Origin of the sequence: Coraliomargarita parva (assembly GCF_027257905.1) — a bacterium.
In the GTDB taxonomy this organism is placed as follows: domain Bacteria; phylum Verrucomicrobiota; class Verrucomicrobiia; order Opitutales; family Coraliomargaritaceae; genus Coraliomargarita_A; species Coraliomargarita_A parva.
In genome coordinates, this window is the sequence record NZ_JAPZEI010000001.1 from 633,298 (window position 1) to 649,469 (window position 16,172).

11 protein-coding genes are annotated in these 16,172 nt (G+C 49.9%); 2 read left to right on the top strand and 9 right to left on the bottom strand.

Translation table 11 applies throughout. From position 1 onward, the window contains the following. Positions 1-245: 245 nt before the first annotated feature. From O2597_RS02425 to O2597_RS02460, 8 genes are all read right to left on the bottom strand, one after another. On the bottom strand, positions 246-2,291 hold the full coding sequence (locus O2597_RS02425; protein WP_269522588.1) for a GH92 family glycosyl hydrolase: 2,046 nt from the start codon (positions 2,289-2,291) through the stop codon (positions 246-248). 76 nt (positions 2,292-2,367) lie between these two features. Next, positions 2,368-3,801 carry a hypothetical protein gene (locus O2597_RS02430; RefSeq protein WP_269522589.1) on the bottom strand — a complete coding sequence of 478 codons (1,434 nt, stop codon included), beginning with the start codon at positions 3,799-3,801 and terminating at the stop codon, positions 2,368-2,370. A 45-nt stretch (positions 3,802-3,846) separates the two neighbouring features. After that, a complete protein-coding gene (locus tag O2597_RS02435) occupies positions 3,847-4,506 on the bottom strand; it encodes a type II secretion system protein (protein WP_269522590.1) in 660 nt (219 codons plus the stop codon). A 1-nt stretch (position 4,507) separates the two neighbouring features. Beyond that, on the bottom strand, positions 4,508-8,080 hold the full coding sequence (locus tag O2597_RS02440; RefSeq protein WP_269522591.1) for a carbohydrate binding domain-containing protein: 3,573 nt from the start codon (positions 8,078-8,080) through the stop codon (positions 4,508-4,510). A 5-nt stretch (positions 8,081-8,085) separates the two neighbouring features. Beyond that, positions 8,086-8,649, bottom strand: coding sequence for a carbohydrate binding domain-containing protein (locus O2597_RS02445; RefSeq protein WP_269522592.1), 564 nt, complete (start codon positions 8,647-8,649; stop codon positions 8,086-8,088). A gap of 192 nt (positions 8,650-8,841) precedes the next feature. After that, positions 8,842-9,447 (bottom strand): hypothetical protein, encoded by a 606-nt coding sequence (locus O2597_RS02450; protein WP_269522593.1) that lies wholly within the window; start codon positions 9,445-9,447, stop codon positions 8,842-8,844. A 129-nt stretch (positions 9,448-9,576) separates the two neighbouring features. Then, on the bottom strand, positions 9,577-10,317 hold the full coding sequence (locus tag O2597_RS02455; RefSeq protein WP_269522594.1) for a hypothetical protein: 741 nt from the start codon (positions 10,315-10,317) through the stop codon (positions 9,577-9,579). Positions 10,318-10,347: 30 nt separating this feature from the next. After that, positions 10,348-11,466 (bottom strand): GntR family transcriptional regulator, encoded by a 1,119-nt coding sequence (locus tag O2597_RS02460; RefSeq protein ID WP_269522595.1) that lies wholly within the window; start codon positions 11,464-11,466, stop codon positions 10,348-10,350. A 71-nt stretch (positions 11,467-11,537) separates the two neighbouring features. Between O2597_RS02460 and O2597_RS02465 the strand changes: the two genes are divergently transcribed. Continuing rightward, positions 11,538-14,384 (top strand): alpha-L-rhamnosidase-related protein, encoded by a 2,847-nt coding sequence (locus O2597_RS02465; RefSeq protein ID WP_269522596.1) that lies wholly within the window; start codon positions 11,538-11,540, stop codon positions 14,382-14,384. Between the two features lie 643 nt (positions 14,385-15,027). On the opposite strand, the gene O2597_RS02470 is transcribed toward O2597_RS02465, so the two are convergent. Then, complete coding sequence (locus O2597_RS02470; protein WP_269522597.1) at positions 15,028-15,690, bottom strand: helix-turn-helix domain-containing protein; 663 nt, start codon at positions 15,688-15,690, stop codon at positions 15,028-15,030. 254 nt (positions 15,691-15,944) lie between these two features. On the opposite strand from O2597_RS02470, the gene O2597_RS02475 reads away from it, so the two are divergent. Then, entirely contained in the window at positions 15,945-16,166 is a 222-nt protein-coding gene (locus O2597_RS02475) for a hypothetical protein (RefSeq protein ID WP_269522598.1), read from the top strand. The last annotated feature ends 6 nt before the right edge of the window (positions 16,167-16,172 follow it).

The following is a 16,172-nucleotide window of genomic DNA, read 5'->3' on the forward strand; positions in this document are numbered from 1 at the left end:
CATGTCGGCCCATTGATCCACAGGTAACTGAGCAGGTCTTGACTGGAATTGCTCACTGGCATGAAACGATTCCTGAAAGACGTATTCTACTGTATATAAGTAAATTACCTATATTTTAAAGGATAAAATGTAACGATACTGAAACGATATAAAAGTCACGATTTTACCGTTGAGACACGAAAAAGCCCCGACCTCTCGGGGCTTTTCAATTTACATGCGCGGTGATAGGACAGTTTTTGGACAAATTATACTGTCAAAACCGCCCCAAAGACATCCCGATGATGAATCACACCACCGTTGCTACTCCCCCTCTTCGCTGCGCCTTCTTTCGAAAAGCGTGCCACCTCTTTCCCCATTGCCCCACGAACCTTCACCGACCGGGCCACCGGCTCATAGATAACATACTCAGCCTTGCCCGGACAATGGGGATAAAGTCCTAAACAAGCCCAGATGTACCAAGCCGACATTTCACCGTTGTCCTCATCACCCGGCAAATCGTCCGGGCTGTAAAGTTCCTGACAAATACGCTTCACCCAATGTGCCGTCTTCTCAGGGCAACCCATAAGTGCATAATAAAACAAGAAGGCATGCACCGGCTGGTTGGAATGGGCATATTGGCCGAAGCCCGCCAGAGCCATTTCCGTCCCCTCGTGGATTTCATAGCCATAGTGCCCGGCTTCAAATGTCGACGGTTTCGCCAGCATCTCGTCCAGCTTCCGGCAAAGGCGGTCACGCCCTCCGAATAAGTCCGCGAGACCTTCCGGATCGTGCGGCACGTTAAAAACATGCTGCCAGGGACCGCCTTCAATGTAAGCACCGCCCCACTCGTATTCTCGAAACGGCCGCGCCCACTCCCCTGCGGATAGGCGCCCACGCATAAAGCCCACCCCGGAATCGAACACATTCCGGTAGTTTTGAGAGCGCTGCAGAGCCTCAGTCGCCTCCGCCTCCCTTCCTAAGTAAGCAGCGACCTGGGCCACACAGAAATCGTCGTAAGCGTAGTCCAAAGTGCTGGACACCGCATAGGGATATTTATCGCAAGGCACATACCCCAACCGGATGTAATCCTCTAGCCCCGGCCTGCCGTAACGACCATCCGAACTCTCACAGTTTGCATCCTGCCAGAGGTATTCAAATGCTTTCTCCACATCCCAGTCGGTTAGCCCCTTCGACACAACATCCGCCACAAACACATCGAAATGCGTGCCAATCATGCAATCGCGCAAACCGGGACTCGACCACTTGGGAGACCATCCGGACTGTCGGCAGGCAGACATCCAACCGTCGATCATCTTCTGCAGAACATCCGGATACACCAGTGCCAACAGGGGATATAAAGTCCGGTAGGTATCCCAAAATCCACTGTCGGCACACATGCGCCCGGCATACAGCTGTCCGTCGTAAGGACTGCAATGTATGATTTCCCCGTCTTTCCCAACCTCATCAAGGAATCTCGGAAAAAGCAGGCAGCGATAGAGGCAGGTATAAAACGTCCTTTCCTGCTCAGCCGAAACGGCGTCGATCTCCAGCCGCCCCAGCAATCCCTTCCAGATATCACCGCCCTCATCTTCGATTTCCTGGAAAGCCTTCCCCTGTAATTCGCGGTGCAGCGTCACCTGTGCGATCTCCGGACTGATAAAGGACCCGGCCAAGCGCAATTCGACCTCTTCTGTCCCTTCGGGAAACTCCAGATACCCCCCCCATTCCGTTTTAACCAGTTTGGAGACGTCAATGTTAAACTCACCGAGGAAATACAGTCCGTATCCATCGGGCACACCACCTTCATGATCTTGCGTCACCCCGGTCACATGATGTGCACCTTCCTGACGAAGAGCATGCGCTCCGTCAAAGTAGAAAGCCAACCGTGGCACGATTCCGGACGGGAAATGGAAGAGGAACGCGGCTCCACGTTCGGTAGGCGTCATTTCCATCGTCACACCATAACGCAATAGTTCCACACTAAGATAATTCGGACGAAGCACTGCAGCCTCCACGCGGTAGGCCGACGCCTGATGCTCCACACAACCCTGCACCGGACCGGTAAACGGCAAAAGTGTCAGGCTGCAATAATCACGCATCCACGGACTCGGCTGGTGCGTCAACCGGACCCCTTCCAGACGCTTCAGACGACGGTTGAAAACCCAAGGAGTCCGACCCGTCTGCAAAGTCCAATGGTGCGTCCCCCACGGACGCGCCACGATCGGCAAGGAGTTTCCCGTCGAGAACTCTCGAATCGAATCCGTGCCCTGCAGGAGGTTAAGTCTATCTAGAACATCAGTCATCGATTTCACATGTCTGCTTTCACAAGCATTTTAATCTATAGGTCCAAGGAGCCATCGCCGGGCACACTTGATTCCAGCCTGCGCTTCATATTTTGCCCTCCATCAATGGGGAAACCCTTTCCTCAAACTCAACCTCATTAAGCGGAGACAAATCTACGTTCGGTAAGACTTCCTCAGCCCCGATGGCTATTGCAGACGGATTACACTTCAAACCTGCAAATTCTCTTCGCCCACCGCGATGAATCGACCACATCCGTACATTCTCCCGCCATTCCACCTCTCCGCAAACCCGCCGAATGGTCGGCATGACCGGTGCGGTCAATACATCGGCATTTAAGCTGGCCTGACCTGCCAACCGGTCGATCAGAAAACGCCACAAGGCATTGGAATGCCCCACCACGGTAAAGAGCGGATCACTGCCCATCGAGATGGGAATCGCACCGTTGGCAAACGTGTACGCCGCTAATGTCTGTTCCAAAGCACCACACTTTTCATTTAGTTCCGCATCCGGATGCTTGCCCAAATACCGCTGCATGTGCCTCAACAGTTCGGGATACGAACTCAACGCATGTGGAAAGCGCTGCCATGCGACGACCTTGCTTTTATCTTTGGAATCCAAACTTGCACCCCAGGCCAAATGCAGCATTCCGTCGGAACCATAGTCCAAGGCGTCGAATAAATGCCTGACAATATTATCAGCAACCTCAACCAGACGCTCATCGCGAGTGTCCCGATATATAACGTCCAGCATATCGAGAATGATCTCATAGTAAGACGTACGCTCTGTGAAATTCTCGTTATCTCCCCGCTCGAACAACCCCAATGCGCGATAGTAGTAATCCTCCTGCAAATACGCATCCAGAACCGGAAGACCATAATTCTCGAACAAGGACGCATCCCCATAGACAGCAGCATATTTTGCAAGTGCGGCAACAGTTACCAGATCCTGGTTCGTCACTCCACAGTAACCGGGCTTGACCAAAGGTTCCTTCCACCCGTTACCACGCTTCCACCAAAACTTTCCAAACCATAGCCACCAACGATCGATCGCCGGCTTGATTTGAGCGACACGCATAGGATCTGCTCCGCCCCAAGAAGCATACTCCAACAGAGTCAAAACAGGCATGGACTGGTGTATCGGACAGCTGTTCTCCTGCGTATACATCGGCTCATGCTCACTGGACGCATGAAAGAAGCCCCCCGAAGGCACCTGAAGATACAAGATATTCGACACTATATCACCAGCAAGTAATCGCCAACGCACATCCCCCGAGTAACGCCATAATTCAATCACTCCGCCGAGGAAGCAACGATTCCTGGATATCGTCTGCCCCTGATAGCGTCGCATTAAGACGGAAGCCTGCGTCCAGCACGCATGAAGATGCAAGCGGCCAAACGCCCCCGGCGACTGACGCCAACTCGTGATATTGGATGTCACGACCTTAAGCAGGTCTGCATTAAACACACGTTCAGGAGCAATATGCTTATTGGGATATTGTATCTCTCTCGGATTTGTCATGCAAGAATACTGAATTTACATATAAATGGACGTGGATCGCGAAGGTTACCGATCAAATCCGGTTGCCTCGTTTTTATGCTCACTATAAACTGAATAAGGCACCATTCCGACAGACCCATCCCAATACAGGACAGTAGCAGAATCTCCAATAATCGGCTTCCCCGGAGTAAACCCGACCCCGCCAACTACATCCGCGGAGATGGCTATCCGTGAGTCCCAAAAATTACTTATCTTATATCGCCCGCTCAGCAGGTAGGTGTAATCGGACCAATTTCCGTATTTGGGGCCATTTTCATTCAAAGGATTAAAAAACACCTGAGACCGATTCGTCCCGCCCACATCAGACCCCTTGGGCATTTCGAGAAAGCCCTCGTATTGTAAAAAACCCAGTCCAACGGCTGGAGTGCGCCATTCATGGAGGGTACGATTCTCCATCGTTCCGCCCATCTCATTAAATGGTAGGGGGGGCATGTTAGAATTTTCAGTCAGGTACAAACCAAAAGCCACACCGATCTGTCTCATGTTGGAAACAGACTTTGCCTCGTTTGCGCGCCCGCTGACAGAGGACAATAATGGTATGAGGATGGAGCAAAGTATCGCAATCACTGCAATCACTGCCAGTAACTCGATAAGAGTAAAGGCCTTCGCCGCAACGACACGAAAGCGGCGAGCATGGATTGTCGGTTTGTTTATGTGCTTATCCATATCACTCCATTTCCTCTAAGAGGCCATCAATGCCTGAAGGGATAAACTCCAGGCTGACCAACCTAGGCTGCATCGGTTCTAAAACAAATGACGTAGGCTCCACGACTTCCTGATTCAGGAGATCATATACAGACCCCTCTGAGGGAACAGAAACCGTCACTACAGACTTCGTATGGTTGATCATGGACATCAACAGGCCGCCATCGTATTCAACGGATCGATACTCAACTCCACTGACACGATCGCCCGTATTTGCATCACGGAGAGGGAAAGTTCGAATGCCCATTTTCCCCAAGACGGACGATAATGCATCAGTCAAAGCGCCATCTTGATCCCGCGCCCCCGACCATTGTATTTCAACAAGCTCTATCGCTTTCAAATCTTCCGGCCGATGAGGCCTGCCGTATTGATCGAAGCTTAAATTATCCTGCCCCAAAGCCACAACACTCCCGCCACTCTCGACAAATTCCTCCAGAGCCAGAATGGTTTCCCTCTTCACATGTGTTGTCTGCGGAAGCGCGATAATTCCAATCGAATCATTGGCTGTCGACCTCTTCCCTTCGGACAATTGCTTTTCGCTGATAAACGTAACTGGATTGCCCCCAAGAGATAGAGTCCTGTAAAGGTCCATGAGTGCAGCCTCATAGTTTTTCTGCCAGAAAATCGACGTTACAGAATAAAGTATCGCCACGGGTGCTTTAGCCCGATTGATCGCCTGGATTTCAGGCTTGAGCCGATTGATATCCAATATCGCCTTTCCAGCCCCCCTCACGTTCCCGGGACGCATGTAAATACTGCCTTCCAGCGCGGAATTGACTGGGGGATTCCAAACCCAGATAGCACTCGCCTCCATGTTGTGCAACGCGCCCTGCCAAAGAACGGAATAGGTGTGTTCGGGAGGAATTGACGTCGCAGGCGCACCGTCCTTGATCAAATGATTCTCCGAGTTATAGACTGGCTGACCCCGAAAGGAATGAAGCAGATCATACCACATTTCCTCGAGCTCCCATCGGTAGGCAAAGCGATTGGATGATTGATAGTATGCCCAACAGTCGTTTCCGGCAAGATCGGTAATATCACATATCAACTCGGGATCCATTCCTTCATGCAGGTGGCTTCGCCTAAAAATCAGAGGCATGACCTTCGCATGCGTCGGAATACCAGGAGCTTGCTGCTTAACAATATCATTCAACCATTGATGCCACTCTGCAAAATTCTTCTGATTAAATATCACCCAATCATAATAAGCGCACATGCCCGCTCTCGTGCCAGGGAACCCCACATCAGGAGGGGAAACTTCATCAAAGCTTTTGTAATTCGTTCCATACAAGACATTCAATACATCAATCGAACCATGAGTGCCTTCCAAATACTTCGTCCATATTGAACGGCTATAAACATCACGGCCACTGTGTGAGTATAGAGGCTCATTCGACAAACCGACACTAAACAGGGACGGGGAATCCTTGACCAGAGGAAGCACACAATCCACCCAGTCCTGTATGAGCTTCCGAGATTCTGGATGATCAATGTTATATTTAATAAAACCTGCCGAAACAGCCCCATCCAATGCCATCGTAACATCTTTTTTTATCAGATCCGATGGAATGTAATGGGGAGACAGATGAAAATCGACCATGGTCTTGCATGATTCCGCACGGGCAAATGCGGCAGTGATCGTTTTAGACGCACGCTCCTTTTTGACAATAGATCCGAATTCCCGCTGCACCAGATCAACACCAATTTTGGACAGTTCAGGCATATCCTTGAAGGGTTGATCCCAATGACCAAAACCATAGATGAATGCAGGAGCACCAGCTTCATTGCTTTGCTTCCGCACAATTAACTCCGGTTCGCTAAGTTTCGAGATCCGCGCTTCCAAATAGGCCAGAATCTTTTGGAGTTCCTCAACTTGAAGCATTTTCCAATCGGAAGAGATCGCATCGGAACCTTCGAAGCGTTTAAGAAAGATTTCGACAATAGTCAGCCCTTGTATGACGTATGAGTCATCGCTGACAGGCAATGAATCTACCGATTCACGGATCTTCTCAGATTGAGCTTGTATGCTTCGGATCCCTTCACGTATGCGATTTTCGGCATCGATTCGATGAAAGGAGGCAAAGGCCAACGGATGCTCTTCATCTCCCTCCATGACCAAGCTGAACTGGTAATCCCCTTCCGGAAGTGGACTGTCCGGAACCAGTGAAAACGCCATGCGTTTGGTTTGGCCCGATAGATTTTGATTAAAACCTGTAGGCAACTCAAAGACTTGAATTTTTTCGCCATCAGCACGAGACAGCTGGAGGTGTAGCGGCGTGTCCGGCTGATCCTGATACGCATAGGTAACGGCCCACCCCTCAATGGGATCGTCCAAATCATTAAAAGAACGAGAAAGCTTTATGTCGCAAGCGTTTGTATCCGAATCCCGCGACAGCACGACATTCGCAAGTGCTTCCGGGTCTTTTCTCACGGCTGTAGCCGGGGTCCATTCGACAAAATTTCTTTTGTTATCTAAACCGGAGTCATTCACAACGATGTTGGCAGCGACTCGACTAGGAAGCTTGCCCGCCGGCACTGCGAATTCTCTCCACGGCAACGAAATGCCCAGAGAGTATCCCGAAGAGGATCGCCTGCCGATTTTTTTAATTTGCTCCAGGTCAATACTCGCGTCCCAGGTAAAAGCACTAACTTCGCCGTTTGCTTGCAGGGCAAAATTCAATTCTACCGGAACAGCATCATCCACCTGAACGTGAAGTTGTATACTATCGCCCCTCCACATCTCATCCCCAAGCAAGACATTCCCGGCTGAGGGGTCGATTACATCGACGTTGAAATGTATGTATTTTTCATCCCAGGTAATCCGGGAATCTGCTCCGAAAGAATTATCCTCGGAGCGAAAACTCAACACGGGAACAACCCCGGGAGAGCCCGTTCGATACGGTGAAGGGTAATAGTGCAGGTCTTGAGGAATTCCGTTGCATATTGTGGCCTCATAAAACCTGGAAATACTTTGGTTTTGAGAATCTTCCATCAAGGAAATATCATCGATCCAAATCCCATCGGTAGGTCCTTCTACGATGAACACCAAAGGAAAACTACCCGCCATGTCTTTCGGAGTCTCAAAAAGAAAAGTGACCGACCTCCAATCGTACGTTCCTTCCGGAAGCGATTTCCGGAGTTTCCAGCCCGGGCCGACAGCGATGGTGCAATTGCTGACACTGTCTCCCTTGATCCAGACTGTCAGTTCATATTTACATTCAGGTTTTAGACCGTCCAGTTTTTGAACAAGCGCCCCATAGACGTTGGGCTCAAAATTGGTACGACTGGAAAGGCGCATCGATGACATTCCGCCATGCTGTTGCGTCTCGTCGTAGTATCCGGTGGCATCTGCATTCCCTTGTGTGTAAAACCTCCATGCGCGAGGATCCCCGGATTTTTCAAACCCCGGATTCTTAATCCCTATTTCACTCTCCGAACCGGTCGTCGCCTGAGCGGGTTCTTCCCCTTCGCACGTATACAAAAATGCAGGAGCCCCTAATACAGTTAGAATAAAGAAGAGACAAAAATTTTTCATGACACTTAGTTTTGAGAATCTTCCATCAAGGAAATATCATCGATCCAAATTCCATCGGTAGGTCCTTCCACGATGAACACCAAAGGAAAACTACCCGCCAGGTCTTTCGGAGTCTCAAACTGAAAAGTGACCGACCTCCAATCATACGTCCCTTTCGGAAGCGACTTCCGAAGTTTCCAACCGGGGCCGACAGCGATGGTACAATGACTGACACTTTCTCCCTTGATCCAGACTGTCAGCTCATATTTGCATTCAGGTTTTAGACCGTCCAGTTTTTGAACAAGCGCCCCATAGACGTTGGGCTCGAAATTGCTACGGCTGGAAAGGCGCATCGATGACATCCCGCCATGCTGTTGCGTCTCGTCGTAGTATCCGGCGGCATCGGCATTCCCTTGTGTGTAAAACCTCCATGCACGAGAATCACCGGATTTTTCAAACCCCGAATTCTTAATCCCGATTTCATGCTCAGGGCCGTTCGCCGCCCGGGCGGGTTCCGCCCCGTTGCACATATACGAAGACATCGGGGACCCGACTACCGTTAGGATAATATAAAGACACAGATTTTTCATAATAGATTAGCCTAAACCACCTTTTGCCGGATATATTACTTCCCGGGTCGTAGGAGATTTCGCGGGGTTAATTTCAGAATTATAGCGATCAGCATGTACGGGAAGCATCCGTACTAGATTTGACTGTGAGACGAAAAACGGAAAGGCACATGCAGTGCAATCAGGACATAGGGGAAGAAATCGACAGGAACTTCACTTCCATGAAAAAGTCATTCTAAAAGGAACTTCATGCTCTCGGCTCCTGCACCATTGGGCCTTGTAGGTGTGCATGGCATTCTCCAGAATTTCCACTTTATAGTAGATATTCAAGATATCCGACGGGATTTCAACGGACTCGCTTTGTCCCTTCAATATGGCAACATTAACCGGCGGAACAGCTTCCTGATAGGTAGCTTTTTTCAACGGGAACCAAGTACGCCGATCAAAGCTATAGCTGGTTGTCATGCTCGTCCTCCTAGGAGATGGATCAAACAAAAACAAATTATCATCCACGACGAACCGGTTAGGACGGCGAGCCAGTTTCGAGAGATCAAAAGACAAAAGGCAAACTGCTGTACGAGCATCCGGATCGGCGGTGAAAAAGCGGGTTCCCGCCTGTTCATTGACCACGATAAAATTGTCAAAGACATCGAACGAGCCGATTACAGACGAGGCAGGAGATGACAAATCCTCATAGGAGATGACATAGCTAAACTCACCTCCGAAAATATCCGAATTTTTAATGAGAATGCTTGCACGGACTTCCCGGGAGACGAGAAGACCCAACATGACCCAAAATAAAGTTATATGGTATTTCATTTGCATTAACTACTGTGAATCCAAGCGACCACCTCTCCTCCGAAAGAGGAGGAGCCAACAATCCGATCCCAACAAAAGAAGCTGATTCTCCTTTAAAGGGATTTCGACCGGATACGACTGACAAGCGAATTACACTAAAAACCTACGACCGAGGCAAACAGCTCCAAGCGCGAAACCCAGCAGCAGGGCATAGCTCCCGGGTTCAGGAATTCCCATCACCATCATGGGATCGATCGTGGCCCCACCTATATCCGTTATCGTGAGCGACGTGATGGAAGCACCATCCGCAACACCAAATCCAGACAGGTCTAGAGCCCAACCTCCGGAATACGTCGAACTAATGTTACCGGCGGTATATAAAGCAGCATTCATGTCTGCGACGCTACTAAAGCCAGCCGAGGTAAAAATGGTCGTATCCAAAATATCCGAATTAGGAACATATAAAGAGCCGTAACTTCCAAATTCACTATTAGAAAGTGTTGCTCCGTTAATCGTGATCTCGAAAGTGTCCCCACCAAAGGCACCCCAATCAAGAATGAACAGATCAAGTCCCGCACCATTAACAATGGGCTCGTCAAAAGTGAAGGTAGCACTATTAATATTCAAAAGACCGGATGTTACCGACAGGTCGGACATCACACTGGAAGGCGTTGCCGGCGCAGAGGTGTCATTATAGAGCAAGCCACCATTGTTATCGGTAACGGCTGTCAGCGTCGAATTGATCAGACTGGCAGCATCATAGACCGTTCCGTTGAGTGTAATCGTAGCTAGGTCATCACCCGAACGGGTATAACCGCTAAATGTTTGAGCCGACAAAACCGGTGCAATAAGCAACAGGGTAGAACAGAGATATCCGTATTTGAGTTTCATGGTTTTACTATGTTTTTTTGGGGGTTAAGTTCAGGTAGACTCCCGTACGATCAACTCAACGGGAAGCACGACCTCTTCGGGATCCCGATGAGGATCCTCCAAACATTTTAACAGCAGGCTTGCGGCTGAGCGCCCCAAATCCCGCATAGGATTACATACGGTGGTTAAAGCAGGATTCGAAGTCGCAGCTTCCTTAATATTATCGAATCCAACCACGGAAATCTCTTCCGGCACACGAATATTGCGCTTAGTCAATTCCCGAATGCACATAATCGCGATAAAATCGTTAGCACAAACCAGGGCATCCGGTCGAGTATCTACATTTAGAATACGCTCCAGCTCAAGTACGAGAGCATCCTCAAACGACCCCGTCGGCAAATCCTGCTTAATATCACCGACTATTTCACGATCATAGAGGACCCCAGAATCACTCAACGCATCCCGATACCCCTCAAAGCGAGCTTCGACACTGTAAACACTTTTCCTGTTGCCGATCCAAGCAAGACGACGGCAACCCTTTTCCAAGAGATGAACCGTCGATTGGTAGCCTCCCGCATAATCATCCGAGGAAACAGAGTTAAACTTAATACCCGGCACCCATCCAATCAGCACAAGCGGGAAGCGATCTGCCTTCAACTGAACGAGCTTCTCCACCATGTCGCCGTAAGCAACCGGAAAAATAATAGCACCATCCAAGGACAGATCCTTAAGATGAGCAATACTATCAATTTCCTCCTGGGGATCTCGCCGGGAGTCAAATAACACAACGCGGACACTGGATTCGCCACGATCACCGGCTTCACCAAAATAATCCTGAATCCCGGCAACCAGCGCGTGGGTGAATTCGTCGTCAATGCTCGGCAATACAACTCCAATCGACTGCCGCTGGCACTTCTGCTCGGCCACATAGGTGCCACGCCCGGGGATCGAATACAGCAACCCATCCCGCATCAAGGCATTCACCGCCTGACGGATCGTCAGATGGTTAATCCCGCCGAGCAATTCACAAAACTCCTTACGAGGAGGCAGGGTATCGCCCGGAGATAGCGCACCGGAAGCGATCTGCATTCGTAACCACTGCTCCACCTGACGATGAAGCGGATGCGGCGAGCTGAGATCATGCTCAAAACCTTGAAGAACCTGATTCATGTATACTCCAGTATATACAGGTATGTTTTTAATGGTTGCAAGATCTTTTTTTCATCCTGAGTATGGCCGCAATGAAGAGAAACGAAAGAGCCTCCCAGACGGCAGCCAGCCCGCAATGGATATGGGCAACCGGAGAATCGAAGAGTGGGAGAAATGCAAAATTCTGTTTTAAGCGGACGTTCTACTTGAAAGAAAATTTCGATTGGGTGGTTCAAATCTCCGCGGATGCGCGTTATCGACTCTGGATTAACGATACATGGGTCGCCGATGGTCCGGCCCGCAGCTATTCGGACGTACTCACTTATGATGAAGTGCCGGTAAGCGCTTTAACTCGCGTGGGTGAAAATGTGATCCGGGTCGAGGTAAGCACCCTGGGGGTGGATACCTTTCAGTATATCCGGGGTGCACCCGGACTCTGGCTCGCCCTGACCGCGCCAAACTCCACACCCGTATTGACATCTGATCTGAATTGGATCGCAGGCAAAGACCACTCTTGGGTAGAAAATACACCTCGAATTTGCCCGCAGCTAGGGTTCGAAGAACAGATTCGTTGGCCCGCTCCGACAATCGAATACCTTCCCGTGATCCTATCCGCGCGAAAGCAAGCGCCGGAACCCCGGGATGTCGCCCTACTCAACAAACGGGAAAGACAGTTCAAAAACGCAGTACGTGCGGCAGCAGTCACGACGGTTACAAAGAGCTGGACCATTCATCTCCGTGAGCTCCTCGGAAGCTTTCCAGGCAGTGTCAACATTCTGGGTCTGGCAGGCGTCATCGGCGCCGAGCTAGTAACGAAAAAAGACGATGAGCTGATACTGGAAGTCCTCGGCGAATTCAAACAAGTGCTTCTCGACGGTCACCCCTTGCAGAGCAGCTTACGACAAGACCTACACCGATATACGCTTCAACTGAGCCCGGGACTCCATTGGCTATCGATTGAAGTGTGCGGGCGCTACGATCATGTGCCCGAACTAAGCATCGGCTACAGGGGAGGCCAACACAGCTCATGGCGTTCGGCAGGAGATCAAGAAGGCAATCCATGGGTATCAACCGGCCCACTCTGGCGTGCGCCTCGAAACTCGTCCTGCATACTGCAGGACAACGGAAGCATCGCAAACGACGTCAATACCTTCACACAAATACAGCCGGAACTAGGCGAGAAAGTTCGGGAACTTGCAGCCTGCGCCAGTCTATCAGATTTAAAGGCTACCACAGATACGGTCCGGGTGATCCCGGAGGAATTCCTAGCAAAGGAAGATGCCTATTATTCCGTGCGGATAGATCGGGAAATTGCCTCGAAAGCACCACCCGACATAAACTTCAATAAATCCATCGAACTCGGCAAATCCGAGCGCATCATCCTTGATCTCGGAAGCATTACCAACGGCTTCTTCTGCATGGAACTGGAGAGCAAAGATCCCTGCGTGATCGACGGCTATTTTTTCGAATATTTTTCCGACACGGACAGCGGATTTAGAATCCAGTACACACAAAACGAAGGTAATTCATACCGTAACTCCTTCCGGATTAAAGCGGGCCCCGGACCGCAGACGTTCTTTTCATCACAGCGGAGGGGATTTCGCTATGCCATGCTGACAATGCGTGGTCCCGCCCGTTCGGTAAGCATTAAGAACCCGCGCGTGATCGAATCACTCTACCCCGTAAAACAACAAGCCAGCTTTCACTGCTCGGACGAGCGGCTCGATCAGATCTTCCAAATGAGTCAAAAAACCCTGCACTTATGCATGGAAGACACATTTACGGATTGCCCGAGTTACGAGCAGGCTTTCTGGGTCGGCGATGCCAGAAACGAATCGCTCTTCGCATCCGTCACTTTTGGTGCCTATGACTTAAACGAGCGATGCGCCCGACTGGTATCCAACTCACTCAAGACAATGCCCCTTCCAGCCTGCCAATGCCCCAGTGGCTGGAATGAAATAATGCCCTCCTTTTGCTTTCTCTGGGTAATTTCAATCTGGGAAGTCTACGAACAGAACGGGCATGAAGCTTACATAGAAGAAATGTTTCCTTCAGTGATGAAAACGCTGAAGAACTCGCTGAAGTTTTGTACAGATCAAGACTTGTTCAGCGCCCCGACCTGGAATTTCTTCGAATGGGCCCCGATTGACCAGGCATCTCGCACCGTCTTACACAACAGCATCCTGCTGGTTGGCGCACTCAGAGCAGGCATTCGGATGGCCCAATTACTGAACGCCCCATCCGAACTCAATCAACTTGAAAAAGAATGTGGAAAACTAACCAAGGCGATCAACCGCCTATGGTTACCGGAAAAAAATTCCTTTCCTGATTCAATTGAAGATTCCGGTAAAATCAGCTCAAAGACCTCCCAACACACCTCTTTTCTGTCGCTGCTCTTCGATGTATTCTCCGATACAGCTTACAAGGAGGCCGCAATCAAGAACTGCCTGAGTCCGGCAGCAGACATGACTACTGTCGGCAGCCCTTTTGCCATGTTCTTCCTATTAGATGCTTTACTCAAAGAAGGACATCGTGACTTTGTCTTAAATGAAATCAGGTCCGTGTGGGGCCAAATGCTGGACGCAGGCTCACCCACCTGCTGGGAAATGATCCTGCCTGCCGGATCGCCCTTCCCCACACGCAGCCACTGCCATGGCTGGTCGGCAGCTCCAGTCTATCTACTGCCTTGGTTGTTTTTTGGGATCGAGATACTCGAACCCGGCTGGAAAAAAATCCGGCTGAAGCCACAACTGATGGATTTGGACTTTGTCGACGCAAGCCTCTGCACACCACATGGCTTGCTGTATATCCGTTTATATAAAAAGCCTGATGGCACTCTAAACGTGCAATTCGAAGCCCCCGAGAGCATACAAATCCTCTTGGAGGACCAAGATACTCCAGAGTCTGATTACAACGCACTTTTGATCCTAAAGTCATAACTCACACCGATCGTACATAATACCAGTCTGTAATTGAGGCTAGATTGTAGAAGCCGCAGACGTCCCCGAAAAGGACGCCAGAGGCCATATAGCGGTCTTCCACAGCTTCCGGAAGACTTTGGAGCACGTCCCTACAGCGAAACGGCATCAACGAACGCACAGCCATGCCCTTGATGCGTCACAGTGACCGAAGACTGACAAATGTCATTTACACGGACACCGCCTGACTTCTTCCACTCCAAGAAGCTGTGCGCGGAATAACCGGAAATCAAAAATGGACACAGGAATGGACACAGATTTCAGGGAAAACGGGTCAAAACCTGTCGAACTCGGGCAAAAAAGAAACTCCCAATGGCGTTTCGGAAGTTGTTGATTTAGAGGATACTAGTCTCCTCTATCGCACCCTATCGAGGCAGGCCAAATGGTGGAGGTGGCGGGAGTCGAAGCAGATCGAACCTTTCATCCCACTTCATCTAGATTCTGCTTCTCGCACTTATACAGCAATTTATAAATTTTCGAAATGCATCAGCGTGAAAGAAGATGCAGGTAAAAAACTTAAAATCTGCAAATATTCTGCAAATTTAAGAGGAGTTCTACCCACTCCCAATCACACTCCGAATCACACTCCGAATCACACTCCGAATCACACTCCGAACTTAGATAATCTGTCCCCCAGATACTGCAAGGCCATGAATTCAATTCCGTCCAAGTTAAGCTGATGAAGCTCCCCTCCCTCAGGGAGGATGATCAGCGTCTCCTCCGCGACACCTTGGTTCACCAACTCTTGGGCCAGTAGCATCTCGGTCTTCGTGTCCAGTTGCTCCAGTGTCGCGGGTCGACACTCCAGCGCAATGGACTTACCACCCAGATTTAGAAGGAAGTCACTAGACAGGCCCCCTCTGCAGAAGTCTGCTTGGTAATCAATCTCCCGCTCCTGCAAATATGTGGCGACCGCACGCTTTAGCTTCAACTCGGCAGTACGCTGCTTCAGGAAGTCCATAGCCCGGGACTTCCGGACCGGGTAATTCTCCGCCAGAGCTTCCAGCGGGGGTCGATTCTTTGACACCTCCCTTTGCGAATACAGTCTTTCCAGAGTGTTTTGCTCTTCGTCCGTATGGCACAAAGCTACACAGATCCCAGACATCGTATCCCGTCTCGGCCAAGCTTTCCCCGTGAGGATCTTACTTACCCACATCGGTGTAACTCCAAGACGCTCTGCCAGTTCCTTCCCCTTTGTGTTCCTCAGCTTAAGCAGGCGGCGTATCTCCTTCCCCAAGGCTTCCCTGCGTTCTTTTTTATCGTCCATGCATTAAAGATACACATAAAACACCACTAAACCAGTTTATTTTCGATTTTGTTTATTTCCCTATTGCAAAGCTGCAATTTCCGCATTCATCTGCATTCGAACAATGCGGAGTCCGAATGGACATAAGCATGGCGCAAGACCGATATTCGGCAACTTGGAACCAGTTCTCAATATGTGTCAGCAATAAGTCTGATACACTTTACGGTGAATAAAAACACCGCCAAAAAAAATGAACTGATAAAGTAATATTCGAAATGAATGAAATCATACCGCCAGCAAGTAAGCTGGTGGATGCTAAGGGGCTCTTGGTGGAGCTCTTCGATGAACGTTCCCGTCCGACAGTTCGATGGGTTCGTCAAATGCAGGCGCAACGCGTACTGCCGTTTATAAAAATTGGTCGTCTCGTATTTTTCGATGTCGACGAATGCCGTCACGCCCTTGCGCAGAGGTGGACGGTCCGTAGCAAAACTCAGTAAACATAT

Bases quoted from the DNA above. Each gene is read 5' to 3' on its own strand.
- O2597_RS02430 (WP_269522589.1), bottom strand. From the start codon at position 3,801: ATGACAAATCCGAGAGAGATACAATATCCCAATAAGCATATTGCTCCT.
- O2597_RS02435 (WP_269522590.1), bottom strand. From the start codon at position 4,506: ATGGATAAGCACATAAACAAACCGACAATCCATGCTCGCCGCTTTCGT.
- O2597_RS02440 (WP_269522591.1), bottom strand. From the start codon at position 8,080: ATGAAAAATTTTTGTCTCTTCTTTATTCTAACTGTATTAGGGGCTCCT.
- O2597_RS02445 (WP_269522592.1), bottom strand. From the start codon at position 8,649: ATGAAAAATCTGTGTCTTTATATTATCCTAACGGTAGTCGGGTCCCCG.
- O2597_RS02450 (WP_269522593.1), bottom strand. From the start codon at position 9,447: ATGAAATACCATATAACTTTATTTTGGGTCATGTTGGGTCTTCTCGTC.
- O2597_RS02455 (WP_269522594.1), bottom strand. From the start codon at position 10,317: ATGAAACTCAAATACGGATATCTCTGTTCTACCCTGTTGCTTATTGCA.
- O2597_RS02460 (WP_269522595.1), bottom strand. From the start codon at position 11,466: ATGAATCAGGTTCTTCAAGGTTTTGAGCATGATCTCAGCTCGCCGCAT.
- O2597_RS02465 (WP_269522596.1), top strand. From the start codon at position 11,538: ATGAAGAGAAACGAAAGAGCCTCCCAGACGGCAGCCAGCCCGCAATGG.
- O2597_RS02470 (WP_269522597.1), bottom strand. From the start codon at position 15,690: ATGGACGATAAAAAAGAACGCAGGGAAGCCTTGGGGAAGGAGATACGC.
- O2597_RS02475 (WP_269522598.1), top strand. From the start codon at position 15,945: ATGAATGAAATCATACCGCCAGCAAGTAAGCTGGTGGATGCTAAGGGG.